Consider the following 18642-nt stretch of genomic DNA (forward strand, 5'->3'; position numbering starts at 1 on the left):
GCGCGATCTCTGCGGCGGGTGCCGCGGCAAGCAAGCTCGTCACGTCAGTTACCTCAGTACTTCAGCAGGTTGACGTCGTCGACCGACGCGGACCTGCGGGTTCGGAAGATCGTCACGATGATGGCCAGGCCCACCACGACCTCGGCCGCGGCCACCACCATCACGAAGAAGGCGATGATCTGGCCGTCGAGGTTGCCGTGCATCCGGGCGAACGCCACCAGCGCGAGGTTGGCGGCGTTGAGCATGAGCTCGACGCACATGAACACGACGATCGCGTTGCGCCGGATGAGCACGCCGATGGCGCCGATGGAGAACAGCAGCGCCGACAGCACCAGATAGTGGGTGGTCACTTGGTCTCCTCCTCGGGCCGGGCGGCGGCCGCGGGGGCCTCGGCGTCCGCCTCGGCGCGGGCCTCGGCCTCGCCCGCGGTGCGCGTCTCCTCGCCGGCCTCCGCCGCGGGCTCCTCGCGGTCCTCCGCGGCGACCAGCAGCACGGCGGCCTCGCGGGCCTCGGGCGTGGTCGCGGGCGTGTCGCCCTCGACCTCGTGGCGCGCCAGGGTCGGGTTGACCGAGAGCAGCGACACCGAGCCGTCGGGCAGCAGCGCGGGCATGTCCACCGCGTTGTGCCGGGCGTAGGTGCCCGGGCCGGGCAGCGGGGTCGGCTGGGGGCCGAGGAACCGGGCGCGGGCCAGGTCCTTCTGCGTGGGCCGCGGGGTGGTGCGCTCGCGGTGCGCCAGCACCATCGCGCCCAGCGCCGCGGTGATCAGCAGCGCCGAGGTCACCTCGAAGGCGAACACGTGCCGCTGGAAGATCAGCCGCGCGAGCGCGGGGACGTTGCCGCCCGCCTCCTGCGTGGCCGCCGTCAGCGAAGGCTCGCCGACGACCAGGACGTTGCCGATGCCGAGGATCAGCAGTACGGCGAAGCCCAGGCCGACGACCGCCGCCAGGAACCGCTGGCCCCGGATCGTCTCCACGAGCGAGTCGGACGAGTCCACGCCGACCAGCATGAGGACGAACAGGAACAGCATGAGCACGGCGCCGGTGTAGACGATGATCTGCACGACCGCGAGGAACGGCGCGTCCTGCACCGCGTACAGCGCGGCCAGCGACAACATCACCACGGCCAGCATGATCGCCGAGTAGACGGCCTTGCGGTTGAAGACCAGGCCGAGGGCGGCGGCCACGGAGACCACCGCCAGGACCCAGAACGTGATCTGTTCGCCCATCACTTGGCACCTTCGCCCGACGCGGCGCCGCTGCGGCCGAGCCGGTAGTAGTCCTCTTCGGTGTCGCCGAGGCGCATCGGGTGCGGCGGCTGCTCCATCCCCTCGGTGAGGGGCGCGAGCAGCATCTCCTTGGTGTAGATCAAGGACTCGCGGCTGCTGTCGGCGAGTTCGTACTCGTTGGTCATCGTGAGCGCGCGCGTCGGGCACGCCTCGATGCAGAGCCCGCAGAGGATGCAGCGCAGGTAGTTGATCTGGTAGGTGCGCCCGTACCGCTCACCCGGGGAGTAGCGCTCCTCCTCGGTGTTGTCGGCACCCTCCACGAAGATGGCGTCGGCCGGGCACGCCCAGGCGCACAGCTCACAGCCGACGCACTTCTCCAGGCCGTCGGGCCAGCGGTTGAGCTGGTGACGGCCGTGGAAGCGCGGCGCCGTGGGCCGCTTGTCCTCGGGGTAGTTGACCGTCGCCACCTTCTTGAACATGGTGTGGAAGGTGACGCCGAACCCCTTGACGGGGTTCAGGAAGTCAGTGAAGCCCACTGGTGACCTCCTTGCGGCCAGTGCCGTGGTAGTGGGGCAGGTCCAGCGGCGGGACCGGGAAGCCGCCCGCCTCGGGGTTGACCCGGAGACGCTCGAACTCCTCGGCCACCTCGGCCTCGCGCTCGGCCTTGCGCCGCTCGCTGACGGTCTCGAACCGCAGGTAGATCGCGATGCAGCCGACGACCACCACGCCGCCGATGATCAGCACCGGGGTGCGGACGCCGTCCTCCACGCGGAGCGCCCGCATGGTGGCGACCAGCAGGATCCACGCCAGGTTCAGCGGGATGAGGATCTTCCAGCCGAAGGCCATGAGCTGGTCGTAGCGCACGCGCGGGAGCGCGGCGCGGACCCAGACGAAGAAGCAGAACAGCAGCGCGACCTTGAGCAGGAACCAGAGCATCGGCCACCAGCCGGTGTTCGCCCCGTCCCACATCGAGATCGGCCACGGCGCGCGCCAGCCGCCCAGGAAGAGCGTCGTCGCGATGCCCGACACGGTGAACACGTTGACGTACTCCGCCATCATGATCAGCGCGAACTTCAGCGACGAGGTGTACTCGGTGTGGAAGCCGCCGACCAGCTCGCCCTCGCCCTCGGGGAGGTCGAACGGCACGCGGTTCGTCTCGCCGACCATCGTGATCACGTAGATCACGAAGGACGGCAGCAGCAGCACGGCGTACCACGACGGCAGCGGGATGCTCATCCCGCCGATGTCCCAGGTCCCGCCGGACGCCTGCGACGCCACGATCTCCGAGGTCGACAGCGACCCGGCGAACAGGAACACCGCCACGAACGACAGCGCCATCGCGATCTCGTACGAGACCACCTGCGCCGTCGAGCGCAGCCCGCCCAGCAGCGCGTACGGCGAGCGCGAGGCCCAGCCGGCGAGCACGATGCCGTACACGCCGATCGAGGCCGTGGCCAGCACCATCAGCGCGGCGATGGGCAGGTCGGTGAGCTGGAGGTTGGTCTTCTCGCCGAACATCCACACCTGCGGCCCGAAGGGGATCACCGAGTAGGTGAGGAACGCCGGGACCACCATGATGATCGGGGCGAGCGTGTAGAGGACCTTGTCCACGGTGTTCGGGACGAAGTCCTCCTTCAGCCCCATCTTCAGGCCGTCGGCGACGGACTGGAGGAGGCCGAACTTGCCCGCCCGGTTGGGGCCGTAGCGGTTCTGCATCCGGGCGATGAGCTTGCGCTCGCCCCACACGCCGAACAGCACGCCGAGCAGCAGCAGGACGAAGATGAACACGGCCTTGATGACCGTGATCCACCAGACGTCCTTGCCGAACTCGGCCAGGCCCGGATCGGCCGGCGCGGCCGCCAGCAAGCCGGTCATGCCGGTCATGCCGTGCTCCCTTCGATCTTCACAACGGCGCCGGTCTGGACTCCGAGGTCACGCGGCACCGAGCAGCCCGGCGAGTTCGCCGGAAGCCACACCACGCGGTCGGGCATCTCGGTCACGGTGACCGGGACCGAGACGCTGCCGTGCGCGGACGAGACCGTGATCTTCCCGCCGTCCACGACGCCGATCTCGGCGGCGGTGCCGGCCGAGACCAGGGCGGTCGTGGCGCGCGCCGTGCCGGCGAGGAACGGCTCGCCGTCCTGCATCCTGCCGCTGTCGAGCAGCAGATGCCAGGAGGCGAGCACCGCCTGCCCCTCGCCGGGCTTCGCGGCGGCGCGGCCGGTGACGGCCGGGGCCGGGGCGCGCTCGCCCCGCCAGGAGCCCAGCGCCGCGAGCTCGCGGCGGGCGGACGCGGCATCCGGCAGGCCCAGGTGCACGTCCATGCGGTCGGCGATCGCGGTGATCACTTCCAGGTCGCTCATCACGCCGGGGACGGGCAGCGCCGCCTCGAAGGTGCGGCCGCGGCCCTCCCAGTTGACGAACGTCCCGGCCTTCTCCGCGACGGCGGCGACCGGCAGGATCACGTCGGCCCGGTCGGTGACCGCGCTCGCGCGCAGCTCCAGGCTCACGATGAACGGGGTGTTCTCCAGGGCGGCCAGGGCCGCGTCCGGGTCCGGCAGGTCGTAGGGGTCCACGCCGCCGATCACCAGCGCGTCCAGCTCGCCGCCGAGCGCGGCGGTCAGGATGCCCTGCGTGTCGCGCCCGGGGGCGGCCGGCACGTCGGAGACGTTCCAGGCGCGGGCGACCTGCTCGCGGGCCTGCGCGTCAGCGACCGGGCGGCCCAGGGGCAGCAGGTTCGGCAGCGCGCCGACCTCGGCCGCGCCGCGCTCGCCGGCCCGCCGCGGCACCCACGCCAGCCGCGCGCCGGAGGTGCGCGCCAGCCGTACGACCGCCGACAGGGCGCCGGGGGTCTCGGCCAGGCGCTCGCCCGCCAGGATGATCGAGCCCTCGCCCAGGCCGGTGAACGCGCCGATGGCCTCGGCCTCGGCGCCCGGCACGGTCTCGACGAGCGTGCCGCGCAGCTTGGCCAGGCCCTTGGTGGCGTACGGCGCGATCGCGGTGACCGCGAGGCCGCGCTTGCGGACGGCCTTGCGCAGGCGCAGGAAGACGATCGGCGACTCCTCCTCCGGCTCGAAGCCGGCGAGGAGGACGTGCGAGGCGTTCTCCAGGTCCTCGTAGGAGACGTCGATGCCGCGGCCGGCGACGGTGTGCGCGAGGAAGTCGGCCTCCTCGGCGGTCGCCGTCCGGGCGCGGAAGTCGATGTCGTTGGTGCCGAGGGCGACGCGGGCGAACTTGGCGTAGGCGTAGGCGTCCTCCACCGTGGAGCGGCCGCCGACCAGGACGCCGACGCCGTTCTCCGCCCGGGCCTTGGCCAGCCCGGCCGCGGCGACCGCGAGGGCCTCGGGCCAGGAGGCCGGGACCAGGCGGCCCTCCTCGTCACGGACGAGCGGGGTGGTGAGGCGGTCGGCCTGCGTGGCGTAGGTGAACGCCCAGCGGCCCTTGTCGCAGTTCCACTCCTCGTTCACCGCCGGGTCGTCGCCGGCGAGGCGGCGGGTGACCTTGCCGCGCCGGTGGTCGGTGCGCAGGGAGCAGCCGGAGGCGCAGTGCTCGCAGGCGCTCGGCGTGGACACCAGGTCGAACGGCCGGGCCTGGAAGCGGTAGGCCGCGCCGGTGAGCGCGCCGACCGGGCAGATCTGGACGGTGTTGCCGGAGAAGTACGACTCGAACGGCTCGCCCTCGCCGATGCCGATCTGCTCCTTGGCGCCCCGCTCGAACAGCTCGATCAGCGGGTCGCCGGCGATCTGCTCGGCGAAGCGGGTGCAGCGCGCGCACTGGACGCAGCGCTCGCGGTCGAGCAGCACCTCGGTCGAGAGCGGGATCGGCTTCTCGAAGGTGCGCTTCTTCTCCTGGAAGCGGCTCTCGCCCCGGCCGTTGGACATCGCCTGGTTCTGCAGCGGGCACTCGCCGCCCTTGTCGCAGACCGGGCAGTCCAGCGGGTGGTTGAGCAGCAGCATCTCCATCACGCCCTCCTGCGCCTTCTCGGCGACCGGAGAGGTGAGCTGGGTGTTCACCACCATGCCGGGGGCGACCGTGGTCGTGCAGGACGCCTGCGGCTTGGGCATGCCCCGGCCGTTGCCGGCGTCGGGGATCTCCACCAGGCACTGACGGCACGCGCCGACCGGGTCGAGCAGCGGGTGGTCGCAGAACCGGGGGATCTGGATGCCGAGCATCTCGGCCGCCCGGATGATCAGCGTGCCCGGCGGCACGCTGACCTGGAAGCCGTCGATGGTCAGCGTGACCAGATCGGTCTGGGTCTCGATGCTCATGCGTCCGCCCACAGCGTCGAGGCGGCCGGGTCGAAGGGGCAGCCGCCGATCTCGAAGTGCTTGAGGTACTCGTCCCGGAAGTACTGCACGGAGGAGGTGATCGGGCTGGTCGCACCGTCGCCGAGGGCGCAGAAGGAGCGGCCCAGGATGTTGTCGGCGATGTCGGTGATCGTGCCCAGGTCCTCCTCGGTGCCCTGGCCCTTCTCCAGCCGGGCGAGGACCTGCTTGAGCCAGTACGTGCCCTCGCGGCAGGGCGTGCACTTGCCGCAGGACTCGTGCGCGTAGAACTCGGTCCAGCGGAGCACCGCCCGCACCACGCACGTGGACTCGTCGAAGATCTGGAGCGCCCGGGTGCCGAGCATGGAGCCGGCCGCGCCGACGGACTCGAAGTCCAGCGGCACGTCGAGGTGCTCCTCGGTGAAGATCGGCGTGGACGAGCCGCCCGGGGTCCAGAACTTGAGCCTCTTGCCGTTGCGCATGCCGCCGGCCATCTCGAGCAGCTCGCGCAGCGTGATGCCGAGCGGGGCCTCGTACTGGCCGGGGCGGGTCACGTGGCCGCTGAGCGAGAAGATGCCGAAGCCCTTGGACTTCTCGGTCCCCATGCTCGCGAACCACTCGGCGCCGTTCCCGATGATGCTGGGAACACTGGCGATCGACTCAACGTTGTTGATCACAGTGGGCGCCGCGTAGAGGCCGGCGACCGCCGGGAAGGGAGGCTTGAGCCTGGGTTGGCCCCGATACCCCTCCAGCGAGTCCAGCAGCGCGGTCTCCTCGCCGCAGATGTACGCCCCGGCGCCCGTGTGCAGCGTGAGCTCCAGGTCGTAGCCGGAGCCGAGGATGTTCGCGCCGAGGTAACCCGCCTCGTACGCCTCGGCGATCGCGGCCTGCAGGCGGCGGATCACGTGCAGGACCTCGCCGCGCACGTAGATGAACGCGTGGTTCGCGCGGATGGCGAACGAGGTGATGATGACGCCCTCGACGAGCGCGTGCGGGTTCGCCATCATCAGCGGGATGTCCTTGCAGGTGCCCGGCTCGGACTCGTCCGCGTTGACCACGAGGTAGTGCGGCTTGCCGTCGCCCTGCGGGATGAAGCCCCACTTCATGCCGGTGGGGAAGCCCGCGCCGCCGCGGCCGCGCAGGCCGGAGTCCTTCACGGCCTGGATGATGTCGTCGGGGTTCATCCCGAGCGCCGTGCGGACGGCCTGGTAGCCGCCGCCGCGCTCGTAACCCGCGCGGGTGAACGAGTCGGCCTCGTCCCAGTTCTTGGTGAGGATGGGGGTCAGCGTGGTCACTTGGACGCCTCCGGAGCTTCCCAGCCGCGCGCCTTGGCCAGCTTGAGCCCTTCGAGGCTGGCCTCGCCCGCGCTCGCGCCCTCACCGGCGAGCCCGTCGGGGAAGCCCGCCAGGACCCGGCTGGCCTGCTTGAACGTGCACAGCTTGCTCGGGCCGCGCGTCGGCGCGACCTCCTTGCCCGCGCGCAGGTCGTCCACGAGCCGCTTGGCCGACTCGGGGGTCATGTTGTCGAAGAACTCCCAGTTGACCATCATCACGGGAGCGAAGTCACAGGCCGCGTTGCACTCCAGGCGCTCCAGCGACACCTTGCCGTCGGAGGTGGCCTCGTCGTGACCGACGCCCAGGTGCTCGGACAGCTCGGCGTAGATCTGGTCGCCGCCCATGACCGCGCACAGCGTGTTGATGCAGACGCCCACGTGGTACTCACCCATCGGACGCCGCTTGTACATGGTGTAGAACGTCGAGACCGCGGTGACCTCGGCCTTCGTCAGCCCGAGCATGTCGGCGCAGAACTGCTGGCCGTGGTCCGTGACGTAGCCGTCCTCGGACTGGACCAGGTGCAGCAGCGGCAGCAGGGCCGAACGCGGCTTGGGGTAGCGCGCGATGATCTCCTTGGCGTCGCGTTCGAGACGCTCGCGGACCTCGGGTGTGTAGGTCACCGGTCCACCCCTCCCATCACGGGGTCGATAGAGGCGATCGCGGAGATCACGTCCGCGACCATGCCGCCTTCGGTCGTGGCGGGCACGGCCTGAAGGTTGGTGAAGGACGGGTCGCGGAAGTGGACCCGGTAGGGGCGCGTCCCCCCGTCGCTGACCACGTGCGCGCCGATCTCGCCGCGCGGGGACTCCACCCCGGCGTACGCCTGGCCGGCGGGCACGCGGAAGCCCTCGGTCACCAGCTTGAAGTGGTGGATGAGGGCCTCCATGGAGGTGCCCATGATGTGCGCGATGTGGTCGGGCGAGTTGCCCAGGCCGTCGGCGCCCAGCGCGAGCTGCGAGGGCCAGCCGATCTTCTTGTCCTGGATCATGACCGGCTCGCCCTTGAGCTCGGGGCCGCTGAGCCGGTCCAGGCACTGCTGGATGATCTTCAGCGACTCCTCGCACTCCGCCATGCGGACGAGGTACCGGCCGTAGACGTCGCACGTGTTCGTCGTGGGCACGTCGAACTCGTACTTCTCGTAGCCGCTGTAGGGCTGCGACTTGCGCAGGTCCCACGGCAGGCCCGCGGCCCGCAGCATCGGCCCGGTGACGCCGAGCGCCATGCAGCCGGTGAGGTCGAGGTAGGCCACGTCCTTGGTGCGGCGGGTGTAGACCGGGTTGGAGTCCAGCATCTTGCGCAGGTCCTTGATGCGGCCCGGCATGACCTTGAGGAACTCGCCGATCTTGTCCACGGCGCCCACGGGCAGGTCCTGCGCGACGCCCCCCGGGCGGACGTAGGCCATGTTCATCCGCAGGCCGGTGATGTACTCGAACAGGTCGAGCACCATCTCACGCTCGCGGAACCCGAAGATCATGATCGTGGTGGCGCCCAGCTCCATGCCGTACGTCGCCAGCGCGACCATGTGCGAGGAGATCCGGTTGAGCTCCATCATGAGCACCCGGATGACCTGCGCCCGCTCGGGGACCCGGTCGGTGATGCCGAGCAGCTTCTCGACCGCCATGCAGTACGCGGTCTCGTTGAAGATCGGCGACAGGTAGTCCATGCGAGTGACGAACGTGGTCCCCTGGGTCCACGTCCGGAACTCCATGTTCTTCTCGATGCCGGTGTGCAGGTAGCCGATCACCGGGCGGGCCTCGACGACGGTCTCGCCGTCGAGGGTCAGCACGAGGCGGAGCACGCCGTGCGTGGACGGGTGCTGCGGGCCCATGTTGATGACGAGCCGCTCTTCGCTGCCGCTCCGGCTCGCGGCGGCGACCACGTCGTCCCAGTCCTGGCCGCCGACGTTGAAGACCCGGCCCTCGGCCGCGCCCTCGGCGTACACGTCGTTGTCGGTCGCTGTCACGCGTACGACCTCCTCTGGTCGGGCGACGGGATCTCCGCGCCGCGGTACTCGACCGGGATGCCGCCGAGCGGGTAGTCCTTGCGCTGCGGGTGGCCCTCCCAGTCGTCCGGCATCTCGATGCGGGTGAGCGCCGGGTGGCCGTCGAAGACGATGCCGAAGAAGTCGTACGTCTCCCGCTCGTGCCAGTCGTGGGTCGGGTAGACCTTCACGGTGGACGGGATGTGCGGGTCGGCGTCCGGGCAGCTCACCTCGACGCGGACGCGCCGGTTGTGGGTGATCGAGCACAGGTGGTAGACCGCGTGCAGCTCGCGCCCGGCGTCGCTCGGGTAGTGCACGCCGGACACGCCCAGCGACAGCTCGAAGCGCAGCGCGGCGTCGTCGCGCAGGTGGCGCATCACCTCGACCAGGCGCTCGCGCTTCACGTGGAAGGTGATCTCGCCGCGGTCCACGACCACGCGCTCGATCGCGTCGGCGAAGTCGTCGCCGAGCACGCGCTCGAGCTGGTCGGCGACCTCGTCGAACTCGCCCGGCGCCCCCTGGCCGTCGGGCCCGCCGTACGGCCGCGCGCTGGAGACCAGCGGCGCCCGCCGTACGACGAGACGGCCGTAGCCGGAGGTGTCGCCCGAGCCCTTGGCGCCGAACATGCCCATTCGGGCGATCTCGCCGTCGGGGCCGTCGCCGGGCCGCTCTGGCAGGTTGTCGCTCACTTGAACGCCCCCTGGTCGATCAACGGCAGGGTGCGCAGCGCCTGCTGCTCCAGCTCGTCGATCTGCTTGCGGCGGTGCGCGCCGAACTTGGTGTTCTGGATCTTGTCGTGCAGCTTCACGATCGCGTCGATGAGCATCTCGGGCCGCGGCGGGCAGCCGGGCAGGTAGATGTCCACCGGCACGACGTGGTCCACGCCCTGGACGATCGCGTAGTTGTTGAACATGCCGCCGCTGGAGGCGCACACGCCCATCGCGATGACCCACTTGGGCTCGGCCATCTGGTCGTAGATCTGCCGCAGGACCGGCGCCATCTTCTGGCTCAGCCGGCCGGCGACGATCATCAGGTCGGCCTGGCGGGGCGACGCCGAGGCGCGCTCCATGCCGAACCGGGCCAGGTCGTGCTTCGGGCCGCCGGTCGCCATCAGCTCGATGGCGCAGCAGGCGAGGCCGAAGGTCGCAGGCCAGACGGAGTTCTTCCGCGCCCACCCGGCCACCTGCTCGACCGTGGTCAGCAGGAACCCGCTGGGCAGCTTCTCCTCAAGTCCCATCGGTCGCCTCCTTTCAGTCCCAGTCCAGGCCCTTGCGGCGCCACACGTAGGTGTAGGCGACCAGGACCGTGAGGATGAACAGCACCATCTCGACCAGCCCGAACACACCGAGCTGGTCGAAGGCGACCGCCCACGGGTAGAGGAAGATGATCTCGATGTCGAAGACGATGAAGAGCATCGCCGTGATCATGTATTTCAGCGGGAACCGGCCGCCGCCGACGGGCTGGCGGGTGGGCTCGATACCGCACTCGTACGCGTCGAGCTTGGCTCGGTTCCACCGCTTCGGCCCGGTGAACGGCGCGATTCCCACCGAGAAGATCGCGAATCCGGCCGCGAGCAGGCCGAGCACCAGAATGGGTGCATACAGCTCCATCGCTACGCGTCCCCTCTCAGAGAGATTTCCACGTTCTGTTGCGCGCTCCGAGCCGTACGGCCCGTGCCGGTCGCCCGCGATACCGTAGCGCGGCGCGTGTCCCCGCAGGCAACCGGACCAAGTCTAGGGATGTCGATCATCAGTCTTCGTTCGGGTGGAGGGTTGGACGAGGGCATGGCATCACGCCGTCGGGGTGATCTTGGACAGGGCGTTGACGATGCGGTCGGACACGTCCCCCCGGCGGTCGGTGAGGTTGCCCAGCAGCTTCAGCGCGAACCTCATCGCCCGCGGGTGGGCGAGCCCGTGCCGCGTCGCGAACTTCATGACCCCCGGCTTGCCGATGGCCTGCACGAAGTACCGTCCGAGGTTGTAGTAACCGCCGTACGTGTCCTTCATGATCTGGGGGTACGTCCGCAGGACCCGCTCGCGGCCCGCCGGGGTGGACCGGGCGAGGGCCAGCGCGACCATCTCCGCGGCGATCTCCCCGGACTCCATGGCGTACGCGATGCCCTCGCCGTTGAACGGGTTGATCATGCCGCCGGCGTCGCCCACGAGCACCAGGCCCCGGTCGTAGTGCGGCTGCCGGTTGAAGGCCATCGGCAGCGCGGCGCCCCGGATCGGGCGCGTCATGTTCTCCTCGGAGAACCCCCACTCGGCGGGCGTGCTCTTCAGCCAGCGCCGGAGCAGATCCCGGTAGTCGATGTTCTGGAACGCCGCGCTCGTGTTGAGCAGGCCCAGCCCCACGTTGCTCGTGCCGTCGCCGAGGCCGAAGACCCAGCCGTAGCCGGGGAGCAGCCGGTCGCCGTCCCACAGCTCCAGCCACGACTCCAGGTAGTCGTCGTCGTGCCGGGGGCTCTTGAAGTAGGTGCGCACGGCCACGCCCAGCGGCCGGTCCTCGCGCTTGTGCAGGCCGATGGCCAGGGACAGGCGGCTGGAGTTGCCGTCGGCGGCGACCACCACGGGGGCGCGGTACTCGACCGGCTCGCCGCCCTCCTCCCTGGCGGTCACGCCGACGACGCGCCCGTCGCGGTCGTCCAGCACCGGGCCGGTCACCGTGCAGTTCTGCCGCAGCTCGGCGCCGGCGCGGGCGGCGTTCTCCGCGAGGATGCGGTCGAAGTCCTCCCGGACGCGCACGAGCCCGTAGTCGGGGTAGCTCGCCAGGTCCGGCCAGTCCAGCTCCAGCCGGAGGCCGCCCCCGACGACGCGCAGGCCCCGGTTCTTCACCCAGCCGGGCGCCTCGGTGTCGATGCCCATCTTGATCAGGCACTTCACCGCGCGCGGCGTGAGGCCGTCACCGCAGACCTTCTCGCGGGGGAACGAGGTCTTCTCCAGCAGGAGGACGTCCAGACCGGACTGCGCGAGATGGAACGCGGTGCTGGAACCGGCCGGCCCGGCGCCGACGACGATCACGTCGGCACTCCTGCGACCCACGCCAATGGGGGTTCGCTCGCTCACGGGACTGTCCTGTCCTACGGGTTCGCTGCTACCTGGCTGTTTGCGCCTGCCTCGTCACTTGCTGAGCCTCTCGCGGCTTTTTTGTGAAGGACTTCACAAGCATCAGCTCCGAAGTCTAGTCCGTAAGCACTTTCTCGCGGGCGTCGGGGGTCGCTTACCGGAGAGTCGCGGAGTCCCGTTCCGGCTTGCGCGCCCGGTGCACGGCGACCGCGCCCAGCGACAGATTGCGCCAGGCGACCCTGCTCCAGCCGGCCCGCTGGATCACCCTCGCGAGCGACGGCTGGTCGGGCCAGGCCTGGATCGACTCGCTCAGGTAGTCGTAGGAATCCGGGTTGGAGCTGGTCAGCCGGGTGATGAGCGGGATCGCGTACTTGAGGAAGATGTTGTAGTAGGCGAACCGGAACGGCGCGAACGTCGGCCGCGAGAACTCCGCGACGACCAGCCGGCCGCCCGGCTTCGCCACCCGCAGCATCTCGCGGAGCGCCTGCTCCGTGTCCGCGACGTTGCGCAACGCGTACGAAATCGTCACCACGTCGAAAGAGTCGTCGGCGAACGGCAGCCGCAGCGCGTCGCCCGCCGTGAACGTGACGCCGTGGACGCCGCCGCCGCTCACGCCCGAGCCGCCCAGCCGCCGGGTGCCCTCGCGCAGCATCCCGAGCGAGAAGTCGCACGCGATCGCCCGCGCGCCCAGCCGGGTGAAGGAGACCGCCGAGGTGCCGGTCCCGCCGCCGATGTCGAGCACCAGCTCGCCCGGGCCCGCGTCCACCGCGTCCGCGACCACCTTGCGCCACCAGTACGTCTGGCCCATCGTCATCAGGTCATTGACCAGGTCGTAGCGCCGCGCCGTACGGTCGAACATGGCGGCGACCTCGTGCGGCTTCTTCTCCAGTGATGCGCGGGTCATGCGGTTCAGCCTAGTGCCGGGCCCCCGGGGCCCCGCGCCGCCCCGTCACGCCCGCGCCGCCCCGACGCGCCCCTCGCGTCGCCCTGCACGCCCGCGCCGCTCCAGCACGCCCCCTCACGTCGCTCCATCGCGGCTTACGGGCTTCTTTCCCGGCGCATGCACGCAAAGTCACCGACCCGATACGCGTCGTCTGGTAGCTCTAGGGGAATGCGCGACTCTCGGGCTCTCACCGCGACCCTCGCCGCCGGCGGTCTCCTGCTGGCCGCCACGGCGCCCGCCACGGCGGGCACCACGGGACACCGGCGCGTGGTGTCGGCCGACCCCGTCGACTGGACCCCGCACGTGCTCGACGGGATCGTGCACAGCATCGCCATGGCCGGGAACACCGTGATCGTCGGTGGCTCGTTCAGCGCCGTCCAGGAGGCCGGCGCCGACGCGCGGCCGCTGCCCCGCCACAACCTGTTCGCCTTCGACGCGCGCACCGGCCGGATCGTCAAGGACTTCGACCCGCACGTCGCGGGCCCGGTGCTCGCCCTCGCCGCCGGCGAGAACGGCACGGTGTACGCCGGGGGCGCGTTCGGGCTGGTCAACGGCGACACCCAGCGCGGCCTGGCCCGGCTGCGGCTGGACAACGGGGAGACGGTCGGGTCCTTCGGCGGCGCGGCCCTGCGCGACGGCGCCGTCTACACGATGGCCCGGCGCGGCCGCCACCTCTACGTCGGCGGCGACTTCACGGGCGTCGGCGGCGCGGCCCGTACGGCTCTCGCCCGCCTCGACGCCGAGACCGGGCGGGCCGACCCCTCGTTCACGATCCAGCCCGCGATCCCCCGGTACGGCCGGGTCAAGGTCTACTCCCTCGCGGTGAACTCCCGGGGCGACCGGCTGGCCGTGGACGGGGCGTTCATGGAGCTGGGCGGGCTGCGGCGGCCCCAGCTCGGGCTGATCGACCTCAGGCGGGGCAAGGTCGCCCCCTGGAAGAGCGAGGCGTACGCCCCGGAGTGCAAGGAGACGTTCCCGTCGTACGTGCGCGGGCTGGACTTCTCCCCCGACGGGAAGTACTTCGTGGTCGTCACCACGGGCGGCGTGCACGGCAAGAACACCCTCTGCGACACCGCCGCCCGCTTCGAGACCTACAAGACCGGGAGCAGGATCAAGCCCACCTGGGTGAACCACACCGGCGGGGACTCGCTCTACTCGGTGGCCGTGACCGGCGCGGCCGTCTACGTCGGCGGGCACCAGCGGTGGATGAACAACCCGCGCGGGCGGGACAGCGCCGGGCCCGGCGCGGTGAGCCGGCCGGGCATCGCCGCCCTCGACAGCCGCACCGGGCGGGCGCTGCGGTGGAATCCCACGCGCGAGCGCGGCGTCGGGGTGCGCGCGTTCCTCGCCCACAGGAACGGGCTGTTCGTGGGCAGCGACACCACCGAGCTCGGCCGTGAGCGGCACGGCCGGATCGGGATGTTCCCGATGAAGTAGGGGCTGCCTACTTGCCGGCGTCGCCGTCGCGCTTGGGGGCCTCGTCGGCGTCCGCCGCGCCCGGGGACGCGGGCCGCGAGCCCGGCTGCGCGGGGGTGGCCTGGGCGGACGCGCCCTGACGGGCGGCCTCCTCGGCCTGCGCGGCCTCCTCGGCGTCCTCGCGCGCGGCGCGCTCCGCCATCAGGCGGCGGTTGTTCTCCGCGCGGGAGGCGATCGCCATGGACATGGCGTCGCGCTGCTTGGACAGCAGAACGTAGCTGGCCAGACCGCTGACGAGGAACGAGAGCAGCAGGAGGGCCAGGAGATCCGGCATCCCGATAGCGCGGCCCACGAGGCCGCCGATGTCCAAGAGGTAGAGGACACCCGCTGTTATGGCAAACAGGGCAAGCCGGGAAGCGGTATAAACAAGGACCGGTCGCACGCTGCCGAGCCTACGCGCTTTCGGGGGCTGGTCTACCGCTCAGCTTCTCTCGATCAGCCACAACCCCACCAGAAGTTGTGGTTTCATAAAGAAAAGCCCATGAGACACCCAAAGAGGCTCTATCATATAGCAAACGGGCAGTCGGCTGATAACATCTCGTGATCTTGACGGAAACCACGGATAAATCCGGCTTAGCTCGTCACACTGGATACCTGTCCGCCCGCTATAGAGAGCGGGACGCGAGGGGGAGAGATCGTGGAAAGTAGCAGCGAGCGCCTGCTGACCCCCGGAGAGGTCGCCGCCCTCTTCCGGGTGGACCCCAAGACGGTGACGCGCTGGGCCGCCGCGGGGCGGATCAGCAGCATTCGCACGCCCGGGGGTCACCGCCGGTTCCGAGAGTCCGAGGTCCACGCACTCCTGCGCGGCGAGGACATCGTTACCGAACGCGCGGGCGAAGCGCCCCGCGTCTGAGTCATCCGGCACACGCCCCACCCGGGCCGATCAGCCGAGCCCGCGGGCCGGTCGGCCCCCCTTCTCAGCCACCCTGACCGGGTGGTTTTCACGTACTCGCGTGCCGCCCACCCCTCAGCGGCTTCCGCGCGCCCCTACCGGGGCGACCCCTCACCGTCCTGCTCGGCCTTGAAGGCCAGGAACTGGCGCTCCAACTCGTCGTTCTCCTCACGCCAGCGGCGGCGGCGCTCCTCCAGCTCCTCCTCGGTCACCGCCTCGGCGTTCAGCCGTTCGTAGTCCGGGTCGCCGGGGCCGATGTCCGCGTAGGCGTCGCCGATCAGCCTGGCGTCGTCGCTCAGCAGGCTCACGGGCACGCGGAGTCTCCCGTCGGCGAGCCTGATGACGTGCATGTCGACCACCTGGTTCCGTTATATGCCGTAACGCCGGTTGAAGAAGAGCATGACGTTGAGGGCGATACGCGTGTCGCCGCCGAGCATATCGACCAGGGCCGGACGCTGCCGGGACGCGATGGCCGCGAACGCGTCGGCGAAGAACTCCTTGCGCCCCAGCGATCCCGGCTGCTTGTGGAACTCGCTCGCCAGGTGCGGCAGGGCCGCCTCGTAGAGCGCGACGAACTCCGGCGAGTCCGACAGCCACTCCCCCGGCGCGGCGTCCACGTCGTCCAGGGCGTGCCCCACCTCGTGCATCATCACGTCCGGCGTCGGCGAGGGCCGGTCCCCCACCACGATCTTGCGGTCGCCGTACGCGCCGGCGCAGATGTCCCACGTCGCCCGCCCCGACGGCAGCGGGGCGCCCCGGAGGTACCGCATGTCGTCCAGGTCCGGCACGCCCCCCGGCCCCACGTAGATCCCGTCGAGCCCGTCGGCCAGGCGCTCCTTCAGCACCTGAGGGAGCGCGGCCAGGCTGTCGATGGCCCGCACGCACTCGGGCGGCGGCGTCCCCTCCCACTGGCGATAGAGCACGCTCTCCAGCTCGCCACAGTGCTGCCGCCCGTCCGGCCGGTACGGCGAGTCCGGCGGCCGCGGCTCCGTGCGCGGCAGCTCGTCCCCCAGCTCGAAGTCCCGCCAGCTATAGGCCCGCCGGTCCTCGAACCCGTCCGGCCGCGCCCCGGCCTCCTCTGGCATGCCCGGCCACACCTCCCGCCGCCCCGGCCCCTCCCCCCACCAGGCCCCGCCCGCCGTACGGCGTGAGCCGGGGAATCCGTGGTCCGCGCCGCCCGCCCCCCGAGCCTCCCCCGGGCGGCGTGGCGCGCTCTCAGGGGCGCCCTGGGCCCGGTCCCCGGGCCGGGCCCGCCCGGCCTCCTCGGAGGGCGTACGGGGGGCGTCGTACGGCATGCGGCGGACCGCGCCGCGGCGCGGGGCGAACTCCTCGGGGAGATCGTCGTGGTCCGGCCCGGGCCGGGCGTCACGTCCGGGCGGGGAGCCGCGTCCGTACGGGGCCGGGCCGGTGTCGCCCGGCTCGGCCGCCTCCGCCGCCTCCGCGGCCTCCGGGTCCTGGTCGAGGTCACGGGATCGCCCCCGGTAGGGGGATCCGTAGGGGACCACCTGCCACCAGCGGCGCTCGGAACGGTCCAGCGAGAAGCGGCCGCGCCGATGGCGGCCCCGGCGCTGCGGGTCGTCGGGGAGCGAGGACCGGTCACCCGAATACCGCATCACACCTCTTTCCCCTGCATGAGACCGCTTTCCGCCGCCGGAGCCGGAGGCGTCGGCAAAGGGACGGTCCCCAACAAGGTACGCCGCGGATCTTCACCAGTCATCTCCCGGCCCGGTACGCACCTGTCCGACGGATGACATACTCTGCCGACATGCCGGTTGTCGGTCTCCTGTTGCTCGCGTTCTGGCTCTACTGCCTGTTCGATGTGATCACCACACCGGACGAGCACACCCGCAACCTGCCCAAGGTCCTGTGGGTCATCATCGTCGTCCTGCTCGTCGACATCGGCGGCGTCCTCTGGCTGCTCCTCGGCCGCCCGCGCCGCGCCCTGGCCGGCGGTTCCCCCTGGGGCCCCGCCCGGGCCGAGACGGGCCCCACCCCGACGACCCCCGCCCCGCAGGCCCCGCGCGGCCCCGACGACGACCCCGACTTCCTCCGCGACCTGGAGCGCCGCCTCAAGGGCGACACCCCCGACTGACCCCCGCGCGGGGAACGGGGGGCCAGGCACGCCTGGACCGCTCCCCGCCGGCGCGGACCGCCCGAAAGGTCCACGCGGACACCACCGGCTCGCCCGCCCGGCCCGGCGCCGGCCGTACGGCATCAGCCCTCCCGCCCGCGCGCTCTTCCGCATGCCGCGCTGGACGCCCGCTGGGTGCCACGCCGGGCCGAGTCAAACGCGAAGAATCCTCACGCCGGAACATTCTTCCGCGTGGCTTCCGCCGCCCGGGTCATACGCCCGAAACCCCCACCACGCCGCTCCTTCTTCGCCGTGATCACGCGGTTTTCTCCGCACGGGTCGTGATTGAAAGTGCGTGATCACCGCGAGGAGGTGGGAGCGGATCAGAGGTCGGCGTAGGAGTGGAGGCCGGAGATGAAGACGTTCACGCCCACCAGGTTGAAGAGGAGGCAGGCGCAGGCGACGAGCTGGATGATCGTCGAGCGGCGGCCCTTCCAGCCCGCGGTGGCGCGGGAGTGCAGGTAGGCGGCGTACGCGATCCAGGTGATGAAGGACCAGGTCTCCTTGGGGTCCCAGCCCCAGTAGCGGCCCCAGGCGCGGTCGGCCCACAGGGCGCCGGCGATCACCGCGAAGGTCCAGATGGGGAACGCGAAGACGATCGCGCGGTGGGCGATGCGCTCAAGCTGGTCCAGGTCGAGCGTGCGGGTGATCGCGGTGAAGCCGACCGGCTTCCCCGCCCCGGTGCGGCCGTCGTACCGCCAGCGCATGAGCTGGAGGATGCCGATCACGCCCGCGAGGATGAACATGCCCGAGGCGATGATCGCGGCGCTGACGTGGATCGCGATCCAGTACGACTTGAGCGCCGGCACCACCGGCCCCGCCTGGACGTAGAGATAGCGCAGCGCGATGCCGAGGCCCAGGATGGTCGGGACCATCACGAAGACGCCCAGGTGGCGCACCGGGTGGCGGACCAGGAAGGCCAGGTACGCGGTCACGGCGGCGAAGCAGATCGCGACCACGAACTCGTACATGTTGCCCCACGGCCACCGGTCGGCCGCCGCGCCGCGCGTGATGATCGACCCGAGGTGGGCCGCCCAGCCGAGCACGGTGAACGCGACGCCGAAGGCCCCCCAGTTCACGGCCCGGCGCGGCGCCGCCGCCGCGGATTCCGGGTCCGCGTCCGCGACCGCGACGCCACCCGGCGCGGACGCGCCTTCGGACGCCCCCGCTCCCCCGGACACCGCCGCGCCGGCAGGGACCGCGGCCTTGGCGGCCGTACGGCGGAACGCCAGCTCCACCGCGAACGCGAGCATCGCGAGCGTGTAGACCGGCAGGGAGCCCAGGATGAGCTGGTCGCTCAGCTCCACCAGGCCTTGGTCGACCTTCATCG

At 71.2% G+C, this 18642-nt stretch carries 20 protein-coding genes; 3 read left to right on the forward strand and 17 right to left on the reverse strand.

Annotated elements, in window-relative coordinates; genetic code table 11:
• Window positions 1-53 precede the first annotated feature (53 nt).
• The 13 genes from nuoK to D5H75_RS35400 form a co-directional block, all read right to left on the reverse strand.
• Window positions 54-350, reverse strand: a complete 297-nt coding sequence (gene nuoK / locus D5H75_RS35340) for an NADH-quinone oxidoreductase subunit NuoK (RefSeq protein ID WP_119930956.1) — start codon at window positions 348-350, stop codon at window positions 54-56.
• Window positions 347-1225: an NADH-quinone oxidoreductase subunit J gene (locus tag D5H75_RS35345; RefSeq protein ID WP_119930957.1), complete on the reverse strand. Its 879-nt coding sequence runs from the start codon at window positions 1223-1225 to the stop codon at window positions 347-349. The genes nuoK and D5H75_RS35345 overlap by 4 nt, the downstream gene beginning before the upstream one ends.
• Window positions 1225-1761 carry an NADH-quinone oxidoreductase subunit NuoI gene (nuoI, locus tag D5H75_RS35350; protein ID WP_119930958.1) on the reverse strand — a complete coding sequence of 179 codons (537 nt, stop codon included), beginning with the start codon at window positions 1759-1761 and terminating at the stop codon, window positions 1225-1227. Before nuoI ends, D5H75_RS35345 begins: the two co-directional genes overlap by 1 nt.
• The gene (gene nuoH / locus D5H75_RS35355; protein ID WP_119930959.1) at window positions 1748-3109 is read right to left on the reverse strand and encodes an NADH-quinone oxidoreductase subunit NuoH; all 1362 of its coding nucleotides are present in this window, start codon (window positions 3107-3109) and stop codon (window positions 1748-1750) included. The genes nuoI and nuoH overlap by 14 nt, the downstream gene beginning before the upstream one ends.
• Complete coding sequence (locus tag D5H75_RS35360; RefSeq protein WP_119931062.1) at window positions 3106-5493, reverse strand: NADH-quinone oxidoreductase subunit G; 2388 nt, start codon at window positions 5491-5493, stop codon at window positions 3106-3108. Before D5H75_RS35360 ends, nuoH begins: the two co-directional genes overlap by 4 nt.
• Window positions 5490-6785 (reverse strand): NADH-quinone oxidoreductase subunit NuoF, encoded by a 1296-nt coding sequence (gene nuoF, locus D5H75_RS35365; RefSeq protein ID WP_119930960.1) that lies wholly within the window; start codon window positions 6783-6785, stop codon window positions 5490-5492. Before nuoF ends, D5H75_RS35360 begins: the two co-directional genes overlap by 4 nt.
• Window positions 6782-7444, reverse strand: coding sequence for an NADH-quinone oxidoreductase subunit NuoE (nuoE, locus tag D5H75_RS35370; protein ID WP_119930961.1), 663 nt, complete (start codon window positions 7442-7444; stop codon window positions 6782-6784). Before nuoE ends, nuoF begins: the two co-directional genes overlap by 4 nt.
• On the reverse strand, window positions 7441-8766 hold the full coding sequence (locus D5H75_RS35375) for an NADH-quinone oxidoreductase subunit D (protein WP_119931063.1): 1326 nt from the start codon (window positions 8764-8766) through the stop codon (window positions 7441-7443). Before D5H75_RS35375 ends, nuoE begins: the two co-directional genes overlap by 4 nt.
• Before the next feature lie 17 nt (window positions 8767-8783).
• Entirely contained in the window at window positions 8784-9437 is a 654-nt protein-coding gene (locus D5H75_RS35380; protein ID WP_119931064.1) for an NADH-quinone oxidoreductase subunit C, read from the reverse strand.
• 53 nt (window positions 9438-9490) lie between these two features.
• Window positions 9491-10042 carry a NuoB/complex I 20 kDa subunit family protein gene (locus D5H75_RS35385; protein WP_119930962.1) on the reverse strand — a complete coding sequence of 184 codons (552 nt, stop codon included), beginning with the start codon at window positions 10040-10042 and terminating at the stop codon, window positions 9491-9493.
• A 13-nt stretch (window positions 10043-10055) separates the two neighbouring features.
• The gene (locus D5H75_RS35390; protein ID WP_119930963.1) at window positions 10056-10415 is read right to left on the reverse strand and encodes an NADH-quinone oxidoreductase subunit A; all 360 of its coding nucleotides are present in this window, start codon (window positions 10413-10415) and stop codon (window positions 10056-10058) included.
• A 180-nt stretch (window positions 10416-10595) separates the two neighbouring features.
• A complete protein-coding gene (locus D5H75_RS35395) occupies window positions 10596-11870 on the reverse strand; it encodes a geranylgeranyl reductase family protein (RefSeq protein ID WP_119930964.1) in 1275 nt (424 codons plus the stop codon).
• A 154-nt stretch (window positions 11871-12024) separates the two neighbouring features.
• Entirely contained in the window at window positions 12025-12774 is a 750-nt protein-coding gene (locus D5H75_RS35400) for a demethylmenaquinone methyltransferase (RefSeq protein ID WP_119930965.1), read from the reverse strand.
• Between the two features lie 207 nt (window positions 12775-12981).
• On the opposite strand from D5H75_RS35400, the gene D5H75_RS35405 reads away from it, so the two are divergent.
• Entirely contained in the window at window positions 12982-14250 is a 1269-nt protein-coding gene (locus tag D5H75_RS35405; RefSeq protein ID WP_119930966.1) for a hypothetical protein, read from the forward strand.
• 7 nt (window positions 14251-14257) lie between these two features.
• Here the strand turns inward: D5H75_RS35405 and D5H75_RS35410 are convergent, their stop codons facing one another.
• Window positions 14258-14671, reverse strand: a complete 414-nt coding sequence (locus tag D5H75_RS35410; protein WP_119930967.1) for a DUF4229 domain-containing protein — start codon at window positions 14669-14671, stop codon at window positions 14258-14260.
• A gap of 255 nt (window positions 14672-14926) precedes the next feature.
• Here D5H75_RS35410 and D5H75_RS35415 point away from each other — a divergent pair, with 255 nt between their 5' ends.
• Window positions 14927-15142 carry a BldC family transcriptional regulator gene (locus D5H75_RS35415; protein WP_119930968.1) on the forward strand — a complete coding sequence of 72 codons (216 nt, stop codon included), beginning with the start codon at window positions 14927-14929 and terminating at the stop codon, window positions 15140-15142.
• Between the two features lie 134 nt (window positions 15143-15276).
• Here the strand turns inward: D5H75_RS35415 and D5H75_RS35420 are convergent, their stop codons facing one another.
• The gene (locus D5H75_RS35420; RefSeq protein ID WP_119931065.1) at window positions 15277-15531 is read right to left on the reverse strand and encodes a hypothetical protein; all 255 of its coding nucleotides are present in this window, start codon (window positions 15529-15531) and stop codon (window positions 15277-15279) included.
• 18 nt (window positions 15532-15549) lie between these two features.
• Window positions 15550-16794, reverse strand: coding sequence for a hypothetical protein (locus D5H75_RS43725; RefSeq protein ID WP_242454703.1), 1245 nt, complete (start codon window positions 16792-16794; stop codon window positions 15550-15552).
• A gap of 152 nt (window positions 16795-16946) precedes the next feature.
• On the opposite strand from D5H75_RS43725, the gene D5H75_RS44390 reads away from it, so the two are divergent.
• Window positions 16947-17273 (forward strand): PLD nuclease N-terminal domain-containing protein, encoded by a 327-nt coding sequence (locus D5H75_RS44390; protein WP_277949998.1) that lies wholly within the window; start codon window positions 16947-16949, stop codon window positions 17271-17273.
• Between the two features lie 362 nt (window positions 17274-17635).
• On the opposite strand, the gene ccsB is transcribed toward D5H75_RS44390, so the two are convergent.
• Window positions 17636-18640: a c-type cytochrome biogenesis protein CcsB gene (gene ccsB, locus D5H75_RS35435; protein ID WP_119930970.1), complete on the reverse strand. Its 1005-nt coding sequence runs from the start codon at window positions 18638-18640 to the stop codon at window positions 17636-17638.
• Window positions 18641-18642 lie beyond the last annotated feature (2 nt).

Source organism: Bailinhaonella thermotolerans (assembly GCF_003594875.1).
Classification (GTDB): Bacteria; Actinomycetota; Actinomycetes; order Streptosporangiales; family Streptosporangiaceae; genus Bailinhaonella; species Bailinhaonella thermotolerans.